Raw genomic sequence first — 14,014 nt, forward strand, 5'->3', positions numbered from 1 at the left:
CACGTCGGGTGTTCAGGGGGTCGGGCGGCCGGGCGACCGGCCGTCAGGCGCCGTGGGCCGCCGGGACGTCCAGGACCCAGGTCAGGCCGAACCGGTCCCGGAGCATGCCGTAGGCCCGCGCCCAGCCGGACTCCCCCAGGGGCTGCACGACGGTGGCGCCCTCGCCCAGCCCCTCCCAGTACCCGGTGACCTCCTCGACCGAGTCGCCGCGCACCGAGACGAAGTAGGACCGCTCCCCCGGGTTCCACGGGGTGTGCCCGGGCACGTCGTAGGCCATCAGGCGAAAGCCCGCGGCGGACTCCACCTGCCCCCACATGACCTGGTCGGCCTCCGCCTCGTCGGTGACGGCGTGGGCGTCCTTGTAGGTGATCACGGCGATCTCGCCGCCGAACACACCCTGGTAGAACTCCAGCGCGGCGCGGGCCTGGCCCCGGAAGTTCGCGTGCGCCGTGGTGGTGATGGACATGACCGCTCCCTTGGTTCCGGGCCGCCGACCGGCGACCCGTGGACAAGGTCGCAGGGGAAGCGGCCAGGTGGTGGCCTCTTCTCCCGGCAGGATCGGGATATGCAGAAAACCTCCGTGCGGCTGCTGACCCTGCTCTCGCTCCTCCAGGCCCGCCGGGACTGGCCGGGGGCGCTCCTGGCCGAGCGGCTGGACGTCAGCCCGCGCACCGTGCGCCGCGACGTCGACCGGCTCCGCGAGCTCGGCTACCCCGTAGCGACCGTCAAGGGCCCCGACGGCGGCTACCGGCTGGACCCGGGCACCGAGCTGCCGCCGCTGCGGTTCGACGACGGGCAGGCCGTGGCCCTGGCGCTGGCGCTGCGCACGGCCGCCGCCGACGCCTCGGGGGCGGGCGTCCCGTCGGGTGTCGCGGAGGACGCGGTGCGCGCCCTGCACACCGTCCGCAGGCTCCTGCCCGCGCGGCTGCGCCGCCGGATCGACACCCTGGAGGTCGCGGTCGCCGAGGCCCCCGGGGAACGGCCGCCGGTCGACGGAAGTGTCCTGGCGGCGCTGGGCTCGGCCGTGCACGCCCGCGAGGTGCTGCGCTTCGACTACGCCGCGCCGGACCGGGACGGCGGCGGGGACCGGGGAGGCGGCGGGAACAGTGGCGGGGACGGAGAAAGAGGCCCCCTGGGTCCCCCGCCGCGCCGGGTGGAACCCCACCACCTGGTGGCCCGGGGAGGGCGCTGGTACCTGCTGGCCTGGGACCTGGACCGCGGCGACTGGCGCACCTTCCGCGCGGACCGCATCACCCCGCGCCCGCTCACCGGCCCCCGGTTCACCCCGCGAGAGCCGCCGGGCGGGGACGCCGGCGCGTTCGTCGCCGCCCGGTTCCGGGGCGCCGACGGGACCGGCGGCCCGCCCTGCCGCGGCGAGGTGCTCCTCGACCTGCCCGCAGCCGCGGTGGTCCCGTACATCGGCGGCGACGGCGTCGTCGAGGCGCTGGGGCCGGACCGGTGCCGGCTCGTCCTGCACTCGTGGTCGTGGACGGCGCTGGCCGCGGCGGTCGGCAGGTTCGACGCCGGGTTCAAGGTCGTCGGACCGGCCGAGCTCGCGGACGCCTGCGCCCGCCTGGCCGACCGCTACGCGGCGGCGGTCAGTCGTCGGAGAGCAGGTGGTACTCCTTGAGCAGCGCCCCGATCTCCGTCTCGTCGAGCTTGCGCAGCAGCGGCTTGCGAGCGAGCCCGGGGATGCCGATCTCCTTGCCGTCGCGCAGCCTGCCGGTCGCCGCCAGCAGCCTGCGCACGTCGTAGGTGGAGTTGAAGACCTCCGGCACACCGCGTTCGATGTCGAGCAGCGTGTAGACCGCCTCCATCGGGGTGCGCACCGAGTACTCGGTGGTGAAGATGCAGTCCCGCTCGCGGCTCTGGGAGAACTGCCCGATGAACGCGAAGTTCACCGCCCCCTCCGGCACCACGTCCGGCCGGTCCCCCGCGCGCCGGGGCATGAAGAACGCGGTCACGTACGGCATCATCACCGGCACGCACTTGGCCCCGTCGGCCGCCAGCGCGTCGATCTCCCCCTCCGGGACACCCAGGTGGTACAGCCACTCCCGGGTGATCTCCTCGCCCGTGCACTCCTGCATGGGCTTGCGGACGTGGTCGCCGGGGCGGTCCACGAACAGCGAGTACAGCCAGACCACGATCTGGTCCTTCGGCTGCTGCTTGAAGTGCGGCTGCCGGTTGACCGTCCAGCTCATCAGCCAGCTCGAATCCCTGGCGGTGACGATGCCGCCGGTGACCACCCGCCCGCTGAACGGGTCGCGCTTGCAGATCTCCTGGATGTACCGGGGGATGCGCTCGTCCAGGGTGGTGACGGTCGCCGACTCCCACTTGGTCTGGGGAATGTGCGAGCCGAACACGTCGGGGCGCCCGAACGCGGGGTCCTTGGCGGCGATCCGCCGCCACAGGTCCCAGGCGGGGGCGGGGCCCTCGTTCAGCTTCGCGGGCGTGTGGTGGTCGCCGTTGTCGGAGTTCTCGGTGAGCGAGCCGATGGTCATGAACAGCAGGTCGTCCCCGCCCAGGTCGACCCCGCCCTCGGCGCCCTCCCGGACCCAGTGGATCCGGGTGGCCTGCTTGCGGCCCGGGGAGATGTCGAAGTCGACGTCGGTGACCTCGGTGTCGAAGTGGAAGACCACGCCCTGGTCGAGCAGCCACTTGTACAGCGGCAGGACCAGGGACTCGTACTGGTTGTACTTGGTGAACTTCAGGGCGCTGAAGTCGGGCAGGCCGCCGATGTGGTGGATGAACCGGTGCAGGTACAGCTTCATCTCCAGGGCGCTGTGCCACTCCTCGAAGGCGAACATGGTGCGCCAGTAGAGCCAGAAGTTGCTCTTGAGGAAGTCCTCACCGAAGACCTCGTCGATCCGCTTGCCCTCCATCTCCTCGTGGGCGGCGAGGAAGACCTTGACGATGTTCTTCTGCGCCTTCTCGTTGAGGGCGAAGAGGCCGTCGGTGTGCGCGTCCCGGCCGCGCTCCACGGTGGCGCGCTGGAGCGAGTAGTTGGGGTCGTCCTTGTTGAGCCGGTGGAACTCGTCCAGGACGCTCACGCCCTCCTCCTCGATGGAGGGGATGGAGCGGAAGAGGTCCCACAGGCACTCGAAGTGGTCCTCCATCTCCCGGCCGCCGCGGACGACGAAGCCCTTCCTGGGCTCCTTGATGCCGTCGAGGGCGCCGCCCGGGAGCTTGAGGCGTTCCAGCACGGTGATGCGGTCGCCGGACATCCGACCGTCCCGGATGAGGAAGGCCGCCCCGGCCAGGGAGGCGAGCCCGGCCCCGACGAACCAGGCGGTCTTGTCGTCGACGCCCGCGGGTTTGCGCGGACGCGCGAAGGCCTCGTAGTTGCCGCTGCTGTAGTACATGCGCCCTCCGAAGTCCGATTTCTCCGCAAGTCTGCGCAGGTCGGGGGCGACGCCCCTGCCGACCTGCCGGACCGGACCGAAAAATCACCGCCCCATGGCCTTGCCCCACATCGTGTAACTCCCTAAGGTGGTTACATGACCGACGCACCGACCACGGGACAGTGGATGGACTCCCGCGACGGGCAGCGCTGGTGGTTCGACTCCGGCGCGCTCGCGTTCGACTTCGCCTACACCGGCGGGTTCGACGGGCCGCCCGAGTGGGAGCGCTGGCACGGCCCGGCGGACCTGGAGCTGTGGTGGCGGGAGCGGTTCGGCGCGGAGGTGGCGGTCGACGAGACCGCGTACCGCACCGCGCGCGAGCTGCGCCGGGCGATCGCCCGCGCCGCCCTGGCCGCCTCCCGGGACCTGCCGCTCCCGCCGGACGCCACCGCCGTGATCGACCGGTGCGCCGCGATGCCCGACCTGCCGCCGCAGCTCGGCACACCCGTGACCCCCACCTCCGACCGGCTGCTCGCCGTCGTCGGGCGCGACGCGGTGGCCGCCCTGGGCCGCCCCGAACGGGTGCGCGACTGCTCCGCCGACGACTGCGGGCTCGTCTACCTGGACACCTCGCGCGCGGGTTCGCGCACCTGGTGCTCGATGCGCCGGTGCGGGAACCGGCACAAGGTCCGCAAACTGCGCGAACGCCGCGCGGCCGAACACACCAAGGAGAACTGAGATGTCGAGCCTCACCCACCTCAACCCCGCCGCGCTGCACACCAACCCCGCGTTCTCCCAGGGGGTGCGCGTCGACGGCGGCTCGCTGGTCGTGGTCGGCGGGCAGAACGGGACCGACGCCACCGGCGCGGTCGTCTCCGACGACCTGGGCGAGCAGACGGTCCAGGCGTTCCGCAACGTGCTCGCGGTACTCGCCGAGGCGGGTGCCGACCAGACCCACGTCGCCAAGCTGACCATCCACCTGAAGGTCGGCGGCGACGTGACCGCCGGGTACCGGGCCGCGGGCGAGGTGTGGGGGCCGCACCCGACCGCCATCACCGTCCTCCAGGTCGCGGGGTTCGCCCGCCCGGACGTCCTCGTGGAGATCGACGCCCTCGCCGTCGCCCCCTGACCCCGGCGGGGGCGCGGCCCACCACCTCGGCGGCGCTCTCCCTCGATATCCGTCGTACCCCCGTCGTACTGTGGGGCTCGGCGAAAGGATGTGCCCCATGTACGACGTCGAGGTGACACGCGAGTTCAACGCCCCGGTCGGGCGGGTCTGGGAGGCATGGAGCACCCCGGAGGGTATTCGGGCCTGGTGGGGGCCGGGCCCCTTCACCTGCCCGCACGCCGAGGTGGACCTGCGGCCGGGCGTCAGCGCCCTGGTCGCGATGCGCGCCCCGGAAGAGTTCGGCGGCGGAGACCAGTGGGCGGTCTGGGACTTCACCGACGTGGAGCCGGGGCGCCGGTTCGAGTACGTGTTCCGGTTCACGGACGAGAACGGCGCCCCGACACCGCCCCCGATGGAGGGGATTCCCGCCGACGGCCGCCACGAGGTGGTGTTCGAAGACCTGGGCGGCCGCACCCGGATGCGGATGGTGGAGCACGGCTACACGACGCCGGAGGCCCGCGACATGTCCCGGGAAGGGCTGGAGGCCTGCCTCGACAAGATGGACGCACACGTCACCGGGGGCTGAGGGACACGATGGCGGTCGAGAGCGAGCACCGGGCGTCGGACTCCCCGTACGTGGCGTGTGTCTGGCGGGGGCGGGCGTCGGGGTTCGAGACCATGACCTCGGTCGCGACGTCCACCTGGGAGCTCGTGTTCTGGGAGGACCGGGGCGTGATGCACGCGTCCGCCCGCGGACCCGAGACCGCCGCGTCCGCCGTGGAGCTCGCGGGCGACTCGGAGTCGCTGGGCATCACGTTCGCGCACGGGACCGTGATGCCGCACCTGCCGCGGCTGGTCGACTCCGCCGCGGAGAGCCCCCACGTCACGGACCGCACGTTCGTGCTGGGCGGCCGGGAGTGGCCGATCCCGGACTTCGACGACGCCGAGGCCCTGGTGGCGCGACTGGTGCGGGAGGGCGTGATCTCCCGCGACCCCCTCGTGGAGGAGGTCGTGTGGGGCGGGATCGCCCGGGTGGGGACCCGGTCGGTGCAGCGGCGCGTCGCGGCCGCCACCGGGCTCACCCAGGGGGCGATCCGGCGGATCGAACGCGCCCGGGAGGCGGCCCTGCTGCTCGGCGGGGGCCTCGCACCGCTGGAGGTGGTGCACCGGCTGGGGTACTACGACCAGCCGCACCTGGCCCGCTCCCTACAGCGGTTCATCGGGCGGACGGCCACCCAGCTGCAACAGGGGCCGGGGACCATGTCGCTTCTGTACAAGACCGAGCCCCCGGCGGGTTCCTAGCCTGGCATCGACGCGGTGGACCACCGCCGCGGACGGCAGAAGGGCTGGACATGACCGAGGGAACCGCCACCTCCGCCGACGGCACCGCCATCGCGTACAGCGCGTGGGGGGAGGGCGATCCGATCATCATCGTCGACGGGGCGACCGCGCACCGCGCGACGACCCCCGAGAACGCGGGGATCGGGGCACTGCTCGCCGACGGGTTCCGGGTGGTCGACCACGACCGGCGCGGCCGGGGCGACAGCGGCGACACCGCGCCGTACGCGGTGGAGCGGGAGTTCGAGGACCTGGCGGCGGTCATCGACCAGGCGGGCGGCGGACGCCCCGCGACGGTGTTCGGCTGGTCCTCGGGCGGGCACCTGGCACTGAACGCGGCGCAGGCGGGCGTGCCCATCGCCCGGCTGGTGCTGTTCGAGCCGCCCGTGGTCACCGACGACTCCCGGCCGCCGCTGCCCGCCGACTACGTCGAACGCCTCGACGCGGCCGTGGCCGCCGGGCGGCCGGGGGACGCGGTGGAGCTGTTCATGACGGCGGCCGCGGGGATGCCCGTGGAGCTCCTCGGCGACATGCGCGAAAGCGACTTCTGGCCGGGGCTGGAGGCGGTGGCGCACACCATCGCCTACGACGGCCGCAACGTCGGCGACACCATGTCCGGCCGGCCGCTGCGCGCCGACCTGTGGAACAGGGTCGACGTCCCCGTCCTGGTCCTGCACGGCGACGCGACCTGGCCCTACCTGGCCGCGGGCGCGCGTGCGGTCGCCGACCACCTGCCCACCGCGACCCTCCGGGTGGTGCCGGGCGAGAACCACGGCACCACCCCCGAGGTGCTCGCCCCCGTCCTGCGGGCCTTCGCCGGGAAGGAGGGCTGACATGGGACACGTCGTGGTGACCGAGTTCGTCTCCCTGGACGGCGTCGCCGAGGCCCCGGGCGGCGAGGACTTCAAGTACCCGGACTGGAGCTTCGAGGTCGACCGGGGGGAGGGGGAAGCGTTCAAGGAGGAGGAGGCCCTCAACGCGTCGGCGCTGCTGCTGGGGCGCACCACCTACGAGGGGTTCGCGTCCGCCTGGCCGGACTACGACGGCGCGCTCGCGGACAAGTACAACGGGATGCCCAAGTACGTCGTCTCGAACACCCTCACCGACCCGGGGTGGAACAACACGACGGTGCTCTCGGGGGACCTGTCGGACGCCGTCACCCGCCTGAAGTCGACCGTGGACGGCGAGATCTCCGTCCCGGGCAGCCTCACCCTGGTGCGGAGCCTCCTCGAACACGACCTCGTCGACGAGATCCGCCTCATGGCCTTCCCTGTCCTGCTGGGCCACGGCCGCAGGCTGTTCGGCGACACCACCGGCAAGACCTCCTGGAGGCTGGTCGAGGCGACGACCTACGGGGACGGCGTGCTGGTGACGGTCCACCGCCGCGCCCGCCTCACCCCCGCGTGGGCAGGGTGAGGATCTCGGCCCCGTCCTCGGTGATGGCGACCGTGTGCTCGCTGTGCGCCGTCCGGCAGCCGGTCGCGCTCCGCAGCGTCCAGCCGTCGGCGTCGGTGACGAGCCGCGCCGTGTCCCGCATGACCCACGGCTCCAGGGCGAGCATCAGGCCGGGGCGCAGCTTGTACCCGGTGCCGCGCCGCCCGATGTTCGGGACGTGCGGGTCCTGGTGCATCGTCGACCCGATGCCGTGACCGCCGAACTCGGTGTTGATCGGATACCCGGCCTCTTTCAGCACCGAGCCGATCGCGTGGGAGATGTCGCCGACCCGGGCGCCGGGCCCGGCGGCGGCGATCCCCGCGCGCAGCGCCCGCTCGGTCGCCTCGATCATCGCGACGCTCTCCGCGGGCCGGGCGTCGCCCACGATGAAGCTGATCGCCGCGTCCGCGGCGACACCGTCCAGCGACACGGCCAGGTCCAGCGACAGCAGGTCCCCGTCCTCCAGCACCCGGTCGTGCGGCAGCCCGTGCAGAACGGCGTCGTTGACACCCGTGCAGATGTAGTGGCCGAACGGCCCGCGCCCGAAGGAGGGCGCGTAGTCGACGTAGCAGGACTGCGCCCCGGCCTCCAGGATCATCTCCTTCGCCCACCGGTCGATGTCCAGAAGGTTGGTGCCGACCCCGCTCCGGCCCCTCAACGCCTCCAGGATGTCCGCCACCAGGGCACCCGTCTCTTTCGCCCGGGCCAGCTCACCGGGGTTCAGGATCTCGATCATAGGACGCCTTCCCTACATGGCCAATAACTATACCGGCCATACTATACCGCCCCCGAGCACGGCGGCGATCTAGGACAGATATTGGCCTACATCGCTCCTAATGTGGTCTTTGCAAGCTTCACCGGCGACAAGCGAGAGGCACACGATGCACGAGCAGACCGGCGTCACCCCCGAGGGCTACACGACCGTCGCACCCTGGGTCGTCACCGAGGACACGGGTGCCTTCCTCACGTTCGTCACCGAGGCGTTCGGCGGCGAGGAGATCGGGCGTGTGCTCACCGAGGACGGCCTGGTCGGCCACGCGGAGATCCGTGTCGGCGACACGGTCGTACTGGCCTTCGACCGGCGCGAGGACTGGCCCGCCATGCCCAGCCTCCTGCGCGTGTTCGTACCCGACGCGGACGAGGCCTTCGACCGGGCCGTCGCACTCGGCGGCAAGGTGGTCACCCGCCTGATCGACAACCCCTTCGGGCAGCGCGGGGGCCGCGTCAGGGACCCCTTCGGCAACATCTGGTGGGTGACCGCCCACATCGAGGACGTCACCGAGGACCAGCTGTGGGAGCGGCTGGAGGACCCCGTCCACGCCGCGAACATGCGCGAGGCGCAGGAGACGCTCGACACCGAGCTCGGCGGCCGGGACCACGGCCGCAGCAGCGCACCGGTCAAGTCGGCCTGACCGACGGCGGACGGGCCGGGCGCCTCCACCCCACCGCGAGGCGCCCGAACCCGTCCGCCCCGTGGCCCGCGTCGATCGCCCGCGCCGCCTCGGCCCGCGCGGCCCCCAGGGCGCCGTCGCCGAGGCCCCGCTCCCGGACCGTGCTCAGGATGCGGTCCATGATCGCGGCGCTGGAGGCGACCGTGACGACGTCGCCGGGGAAACGGTCCGAGTCCACCTGTTCGGCGAGCATGTCGATCATGTCCGGGAAGAACCCGAGCATCGCCTTGGCGTGCCCGGCGATGTCGGCCGCCGTGATGCCCTCCGCCGCGGCGAGCGCGAACATGTGCGCCGCACCGCTCATCGACGTCCACAGCATGTCCTGGAGGGACACGTCGTACGCGGCGGCCCGCCCGGGCTCCTCCCCCAGGTAGAAGCCCTCCCCCAGCGCGGCCAGCGCGGCCCGGTGCGCCTCGAAGACGTCTCGCGGCCCGCTGTAGTACAGCGCCGCCTCAGCACCCCCGATGGCCTCGGGCGTCGACACGATGACGCCGTCGACGTAGTCGACCCCCTTCTCCCGCGCCCAGGCCGCCATCTCACGGGCCTCCCGCGGTGAGCCCCCGCAGAAGTTCACCAGGGTGCGCCCCTGCAACGCCCCGGCGTCGAGCACGGACCCCGCCACCCGGTAGTCCGCCAGGCACACCACGACGAGTTCGCCCGCCCTGATCGCCTCGCCGGCACTCCCGGCGACCTCGACATCGAGGAGATCCCCCTTCCCGGGAGTGCGGTTCCACACGGTCGTGGAACAGGAACCGGAGAAAGCACCGGCCAGGGCACGCCCCATCGGGCCGAGCCCGAGAACGGTCACAGTTGTCATGCCGGTTAAGTTAAAGCCTGACGCCAACGTCAGAGTCAAGCTGGAGCGGCATGCGCATCGGAGAACTGGCACGGCGAACGGGCGCCAGCGAGCGCGCCCTCCGCTACTACGAAGAGCACGGTCTGCTGTCGCCCGAACGGCTCCCCAGCGGTTATCGCGTGTACACCGCCGAGGACGTCACCACCGTCCGCCGGATCAGGCTCCTCCTCGCGGCGGGCCTGAACACCGCTCAGATCCGCGAAGCACTGCCGTGCATCACCGAGCTGCTGATCCCCACCTGCCCCGGCCTGGTCGACGGACTGGTCGAGCAGCGCGACCGGATCGACACCGCGATCCACGAACTCCAGGCGACCCGCGCCAACCTCGACGCCATCATCACCGACGCTCCGCCTTTCTCCTGACCAGCTCCTCGACCGCCGAGGGCAGCGTCGTCTCGAAGTCGATGAGCTTCGCCCACGTCGGGGTGACCACGATCCGCACCATGGCGTCGTACAGCGAGCGGACCCCGGCCTCCCACTCCACCCGCTGCTCGGGCGTCATCTGGTAGCTGCCGTTCATCCGCAGGTACTCGTCCGGGATCCCGTCGACCTCGTCCAGTTCGACGCGTCCCCGGATGAGCAGCATCTTGGGCGGGTGCACCTCCGTGTCGATGGTCAGCGCCACCATCGGGTTCACCCGCAGCGCGTGCAGCTTCGGAGCGTTCGTCGAGGTGCACATCACCACCTCCGACCCGTTCCAGGTGAACCCGATCGGAACGCACCGCGGTGTCCCGTCCTTCGCCACATAAGCCAACCGCGTCAGGTCCCGCGCCAGCAGTTCCCGACTGATCGGCCGCCCCAGAACCTCGGCGATCTCATCCGGTCCCATAGTGCCCCCTCCATCGCTCATACCCCTGGGACGGAGCCGCCCACCCCTTCTCGACATCGGAGCCGAGCGGCCCGGCGCCGACTGCCCGTGGTGGACGCGAGCACCCCGCTGATCGACACGTTCGAGGGCCGTCAGCAGCTGATCGCGTACTACCCCACACCGAGAGCTTCCGCACCAACGGCCGCCCCACCGCCCCGTATCAACACCGATCACGAGGCGGAGTGGCGGGCGTAGCCCGTGGCGGCTTTGGCGGACGCAAGTCCGCAAAGCCGGGTCACAGCCCGTAGGGCTGGCGGCGGGCGTAAGCCCGCGAACCGGGATCTTCAGCGGGCGCAGCCCGAGAGGCCGTTGGCGGGCGAAGCCCGCCTCACGATGTAAGAGATCCACCCGCATACAGATCCGATGCGCGCGACCCCCACCACAGGGGGTCACCTCGGGGGGTTCGGGGGGTCTCCCCCCGGTAAACACGACGGGCGACCCGGCGAGCGCGTCCAACGCGCGAGCAGGGTCGCCCAGAGTCCGTGGAGCTATGGGGATTCGAACCCCAGACCTCCTCCATGCCATGGAGGCGCGCTACCAACTGCGCCATAGCCCCTTGTGGGAGTCGGACCTCGCACTTCTGTGCGCTGCCGACTCCCACACCATAGCGGAATCCGGTGCGTTCGTCGAAACGGATTACGCGTCGTCGCTGAGCACGACGGGTTCGGGCAGGCTCGCCGCGTTGTGCTCCATGAGTCTCCAGTGCCCGCGGCGCTGTTGGAGCACGGACCAGCAGCAGTTGCTGAGCGGGCCGAGGATCTCGCGCTGTTCGTCGGGGATCCCGAGCATGCGGGAGATGCCGACGCGCAGTGCGGCCCCGTGGCTGACGACGACGAGCAGGCCGCCTTCGGGTGTGCGTCCGAGGGCTTTGCGCACCGCGGTGTGCATGCGGTCGCCGACTTCGGCGATGGGTTCACCGTCGGGGATGTCCATGCGCGGGTGCTGTTCGGGCCAGCGTTCGGCGAGTTCCTTGCCGGTGAACCCCTCCCAGGATCCGCCGAACCGTTCGCGCAGCCCCTTGTCGAACTCGATGGGCAGGTCGGCGGCCCGGCCGAGGTAGCCGGCGGTGTCGGCGGCCCGTTTGAGGTCGGAGGCGACGATCAGGTCGGGTTCCAGGGTGGCGAGGAGCCGCCCGGCCCGGTCGGCCTGGGCGTGTCCGACCTTGTCGAGTTCGATGTCGGTCTGCCCTTGGAAGCGGTTCTCCATGTTCCAGGCGGTTCGGCCGTGCCGCCAGAACAGCACGCGACGGGTGTCGGTCACCTTGGTGCGTCTCTCCACTCGGGGGTGTTCCCGGGGCCTACTGCTCGTCGAGCGGGGTGCGCTCGGCGCCGCGGGCGTTCTCGGGGAGTTCGATGGTCGGGCAGTCCTTCCACAGCCGCTCCAGGCCGTAGTACCCGCGCTCTTCCTCGTGCTGGACGTGCACGACGATGTCGGCGTAGTCCAGCAGCACCCAGCGGCCGTCGCGTTCGCCTTCGCGGCGGACGGGCTTGGCGCCGGACTTGAGGCGCAGCTGGTCTTCGATCTCGTCGACGATGGCGCGGACCTGGCGGTCGTTGGGCGCGGAGCAGAGCACGAAGGCCTCGGTGATGACGAGCTGCTCGCTGACGTCGTAGGCGATGATCTCCTGGGCGAGCTTGTCGGAGGCGGCCTCGGCGGCGACCTTGACCATTTCCAGCGCCCTGTCGGTGGCTGTCACGTTGTACTTGCTGCCTTTCAGGTCTCTCGGTAGAGCCCGGTCTTGTTGATGTAGCGGACGATGCCGTCCGGGACCAGGTACCAGATGGGTTCGCCCTTGCGGACGCGCTCGCGGCACTCGGTCGAGGAGATGGCCAGTGCGGGGACCTCCACCAGGGAGACCTTGCCCTCGGGCAGTCCCGAGTCGCTGAGCGGGTGTCCGGGCCGGTTACAGCCTACGAAATGCGCGAGCTCGAAAAGTTCGTCGGCGTTGTGCCAGCCCAGGATGGCGCCCAGGGCGTCGGCCCCGGTGATGAAGAACAGCTCCACGTCGGGGCCGTAGGAGGCCCGTAGTTCGCGCAGTGTGTCGATCGTGTAGGTGGGCCCGTTGCGGTCGATCTCGATGCGGTCGACCCGGAACTGCGGGTTCTCGGCGGTGGCGATGACCGTCATCAGGTAGCGGTCCTCGGGCGGGGTGACCTTTTCGGGGTCCTTCTGCCAGGGCTGCCCGGTGGGGACGAACACCACTTCGTCGAGTTCGAAGAGGTGGGCGACCTCACTGGCCGCGACGAGGTGGCCGTGGTGGATGGGGTCGAAGGTGCCGCCCATGATGCCGACGCGGGGGGTTCGGCCCGCTCGCGCGGACTCCCGCCCGTTGTTGTCCTCGTGCACCACTCGACTGCTCCGTTCCTCGGTCCGGCGTGCCGGATTCGGCCAACCGAGATTAGCCGACGCCGCCGGAGAACACCGCACCCTCGTCCTCCCGTTCCTCCCCGGTGCACTGGCACAACGACGGCGCGCCCCGCTTCCTTCCCCTACCCCCTCGGCCGTCCCTGAGGCGTCCCCGGGTTCCCCCTGAGCTTCCCCCGATTCCGGTCCCGCTCCGAGACCTCCCGCGCCGCACCGTTCCCCACCGCCACCTCGGGTTCCGCCCCCCGCTCCGGGAAACGCGTCATATCTCGTTGCCCCGAAACCGTGGCCAAGCGCGATCCCGGCGCATAGCATGCCGGTATGTCCAACTCACCAGATCGCGTCCGCGTCCGGCTCTCCGATATCTCGCCCCGTGCCTACGAGCACCCCGCCGACCGTGGCGCCCTGGTCGCCCTGCGGTCCCTGCGCGGCTTCGACGAGGTCTTCAAGCGCCTCTCCGGCCTGTTCAACGAACGCGCCCTGCGCCTGATGTTCCTGTCCAGCGCCGTCCGCGTCGGCCCCACCCAGTTCCCGCACGTGTACGACTACGTGCGCGACGCCGCCTACGTCCTGGACATGGACGAGGTGCCGGAGCTGTACATCCAGATGAACCCCAAGCCCAACGCCATGGCGATCGGCAGCCAGAAGCCGTTCATCGTCATGACCACGGGCCTGTTCGACCTGCTGGAGGCCGACGAGCAGCGGTTCGTCATCGGCCACGAGGTCGGCCACATCCTCAGCGGCCACGCCGTGTACCGCACCATGCTGCTGGCCCTGATCCGGCTGGCCACCCGGGTGGCGTGGGTGCCGCTGGGCTACATCGGCCTCCAGGCCATCGTGGCCGCGCTGGAGGAGTGGTACCGCAAGTCCGAGCTGTCCTGTGACCGCGCGGGCATCCTCGCCGCCCAGGACCCCGAGGCCGGCAAGCGCGCGCTGATGAAGCTCGCGGGCGGCTCGCGCCTGGCGGAGATGAACCCGGACTCCTTCCTGGAGCAGGCCCGCGAGTACGAGAGCGGCGGCGACGCCCGGGACGGCCTCCTCAAGCTGCTCAGCCTGGTCGGGCAGACCCACCCGTTCGCGGTGGTGCGCCTGGCCGAGCTGCACCGGTGGGTGGAGGACGGCTCCTACCAGCGCATCCTGGACGGCGACTACCCGCGCCGCTCCACCGACAAGGACGCCAAGGTCGGCGAGGAGGCGCGCAACGCCGCCAAGTCGTACAAGGAGTCCTGGAACCGCACCGGCGACCCGCTGCTGG

18 protein-coding genes and 1 tRNA gene are annotated in these 14,014 nt (G+C 71.4%); 10 read left to right on the top strand and 9 right to left on the bottom strand.

Annotated elements, in window-relative coordinates; genetic code table 11:
* Nucleotides 1-43 precede the first annotated feature (43 nt).
* On the bottom strand, nucleotides 44-466 hold the full coding sequence (locus tag ACJOT3_RS26540) for a VOC family protein (protein WP_406975838.1): 423 nt from the start codon (nucleotides 464-466) through the stop codon (nucleotides 44-46).
* A 99-nt stretch (nucleotides 467-565) separates the two neighbouring features.
* On the opposite strand from ACJOT3_RS26540, the gene ACJOT3_RS26545 reads away from it, so the two are divergent.
* Nucleotides 566-1,630 (top strand): helix-turn-helix transcriptional regulator, encoded by a 1,065-nt coding sequence (locus ACJOT3_RS26545; RefSeq protein ID WP_406975839.1) that lies wholly within the window; start codon nucleotides 566-568, stop codon nucleotides 1,628-1,630.
* Here the strand turns inward: ACJOT3_RS26545 and ACJOT3_RS26550 are convergent.
* Nucleotides 1,599-3,362, bottom strand: a complete 1,764-nt coding sequence (locus tag ACJOT3_RS26550) for an oleate hydratase (protein ID WP_406975840.1) — start codon at nucleotides 3,360-3,362, stop codon at nucleotides 1,599-1,601. The two genes, ACJOT3_RS26545 and ACJOT3_RS26550, sit on opposite strands and share 32 nt — an antisense overlap.
* 135 nt (nucleotides 3,363-3,497) lie before the next feature.
* Between ACJOT3_RS26550 and ACJOT3_RS26555 the strand changes: the two genes are divergently transcribed.
* From ACJOT3_RS26555 to ACJOT3_RS26580, 6 genes are all read left to right on the top strand, one after another.
* The gene (locus tag ACJOT3_RS26555; RefSeq protein ID WP_406975841.1) at nucleotides 3,498-4,079 is read left to right on the top strand and encodes a CGNR zinc finger domain-containing protein; all 582 of its coding nucleotides are present in this window, start codon (nucleotides 3,498-3,500) and stop codon (nucleotides 4,077-4,079) included.
* Nucleotide 4,080: 1 nt separating this feature from the next.
* Complete coding sequence (locus ACJOT3_RS26560) at nucleotides 4,081-4,470, top strand: RidA family protein (protein ID WP_406975842.1); 390 nt, start codon at nucleotides 4,081-4,083, stop codon at nucleotides 4,468-4,470.
* A gap of 97 nt (nucleotides 4,471-4,567) precedes the next feature.
* Nucleotides 4,568-5,035: an SRPBCC family protein gene (locus ACJOT3_RS26565; RefSeq protein ID WP_406975843.1), complete on the top strand. Its 468-nt coding sequence runs from the start codon at nucleotides 4,568-4,570 to the stop codon at nucleotides 5,033-5,035.
* Nucleotides 5,036-5,043: 8 nt separating this feature from the next.
* The gene (locus ACJOT3_RS26570; protein ID WP_406975844.1) at nucleotides 5,044-5,751 is read left to right on the top strand and encodes a helix-turn-helix domain-containing protein; all 708 of its coding nucleotides are present in this window, start codon (nucleotides 5,044-5,046) and stop codon (nucleotides 5,749-5,751) included.
* A 50-nt stretch (nucleotides 5,752-5,801) separates the two neighbouring features.
* Complete coding sequence (locus tag ACJOT3_RS26575) at nucleotides 5,802-6,620, top strand: alpha/beta fold hydrolase (protein WP_406975845.1); 819 nt, start codon at nucleotides 5,802-5,804, stop codon at nucleotides 6,618-6,620.
* 1 nt (nucleotide 6,621) lies between these two features.
* Nucleotides 6,622-7,203 carry a dihydrofolate reductase family protein gene (locus tag ACJOT3_RS26580; protein WP_406975846.1) on the top strand — a complete coding sequence of 194 codons (582 nt, stop codon included), beginning with the start codon at nucleotides 6,622-6,624 and terminating at the stop codon, nucleotides 7,201-7,203.
* Here ACJOT3_RS26580 and map read toward each other — a convergent pair.
* The gene (map, locus tag ACJOT3_RS26585; protein WP_406975847.1) at nucleotides 7,181-7,957 is read right to left on the bottom strand and encodes a type I methionyl aminopeptidase; all 777 of its coding nucleotides are present in this window, start codon (nucleotides 7,955-7,957) and stop codon (nucleotides 7,181-7,183) included. The two genes, ACJOT3_RS26580 and map, sit on opposite strands and share 23 nt — an antisense overlap.
* Nucleotides 7,958-8,102: 145 nt before the next feature.
* On the opposite strand from map, the gene ACJOT3_RS26590 reads away from it, so the two are divergent.
* Nucleotides 8,103-8,633 (top strand): VOC family protein, encoded by a 531-nt coding sequence (locus tag ACJOT3_RS26590; RefSeq protein ID WP_406975848.1) that lies wholly within the window; start codon nucleotides 8,103-8,105, stop codon nucleotides 8,631-8,633.
* On the opposite strand, the gene ACJOT3_RS26595 is transcribed toward ACJOT3_RS26590, so the two are convergent.
* Nucleotides 8,620-9,489 (bottom strand): NAD(P)-dependent oxidoreductase, encoded by an 870-nt coding sequence (locus tag ACJOT3_RS26595; protein ID WP_406975849.1) that lies wholly within the window; start codon nucleotides 9,487-9,489, stop codon nucleotides 8,620-8,622. The genes ACJOT3_RS26590 and ACJOT3_RS26595 overlap by 14 nt on opposite strands.
* Nucleotides 9,490-9,539: 50 nt before the next feature.
* On the opposite strand from ACJOT3_RS26595, the gene ACJOT3_RS26600 reads away from it, so the two are divergent.
* Nucleotides 9,540-9,890: a MerR family transcriptional regulator gene (locus ACJOT3_RS26600; protein WP_406975850.1), complete on the top strand. Its 351-nt coding sequence runs from the start codon at nucleotides 9,540-9,542 to the stop codon at nucleotides 9,888-9,890.
* On the opposite strand, the gene ACJOT3_RS26605 is transcribed toward ACJOT3_RS26600, so the two are convergent.
* The 5 genes from ACJOT3_RS26605 to nadD all read right to left on the bottom strand — a co-directional run bounded on the left by ACJOT3_RS26605 (nucleotide 9,865) and on the right by nadD (nucleotide 12,744).
* Nucleotides 9,865-10,356, bottom strand: a complete 492-nt coding sequence (locus ACJOT3_RS26605) for a pyridoxamine 5'-phosphate oxidase family protein (RefSeq protein WP_406975851.1) — start codon at nucleotides 10,354-10,356, stop codon at nucleotides 9,865-9,867. The genes ACJOT3_RS26600 and ACJOT3_RS26605 overlap by 26 nt on opposite strands.
* A 522-nt stretch (nucleotides 10,357-10,878) precedes the next feature.
* Nucleotides 10,879-10,951 (bottom strand) — tRNA-Ala (locus tag ACJOT3_RS26610).
* 80 nt (nucleotides 10,952-11,031) lie between these two features.
* The gene (locus ACJOT3_RS26615) at nucleotides 11,032-11,655 is read right to left on the bottom strand and encodes a histidine phosphatase family protein (RefSeq protein ID WP_406975855.1); all 624 of its coding nucleotides are present in this window, start codon (nucleotides 11,653-11,655) and stop codon (nucleotides 11,032-11,034) included.
* A 37-nt stretch (nucleotides 11,656-11,692) separates the two neighbouring features.
* Complete coding sequence (gene rsfS, locus ACJOT3_RS26620) at nucleotides 11,693-12,091, bottom strand: ribosome silencing factor (RefSeq protein WP_406975852.1); 399 nt, start codon at nucleotides 12,089-12,091, stop codon at nucleotides 11,693-11,695.
* 17 nt (nucleotides 12,092-12,108) lie between these two features.
* Nucleotides 12,109-12,744: a nicotinate-nucleotide adenylyltransferase gene (gene nadD, locus ACJOT3_RS26625; protein ID WP_406975853.1), complete on the bottom strand. Its 636-nt coding sequence runs from the start codon at nucleotides 12,742-12,744 to the stop codon at nucleotides 12,109-12,111.
* Between the two features lie 336 nt (nucleotides 12,745-13,080).
* Here nadD and ACJOT3_RS26630 point away from each other — a divergent pair.
* Nucleotides 13,081-14,014: M48 family metallopeptidase (locus ACJOT3_RS26630; protein WP_406975854.1), on the top strand; the 934-nt coding region annotated here is incomplete at its 3' end.

Source organism: Nocardiopsis protaetiae (assembly GCF_045446735.1).
Taxonomy (GTDB): domain Bacteria; phylum Actinomycetota; class Actinomycetes; order Streptosporangiales; family Streptosporangiaceae; genus Nocardiopsis; species Nocardiopsis protaetiae.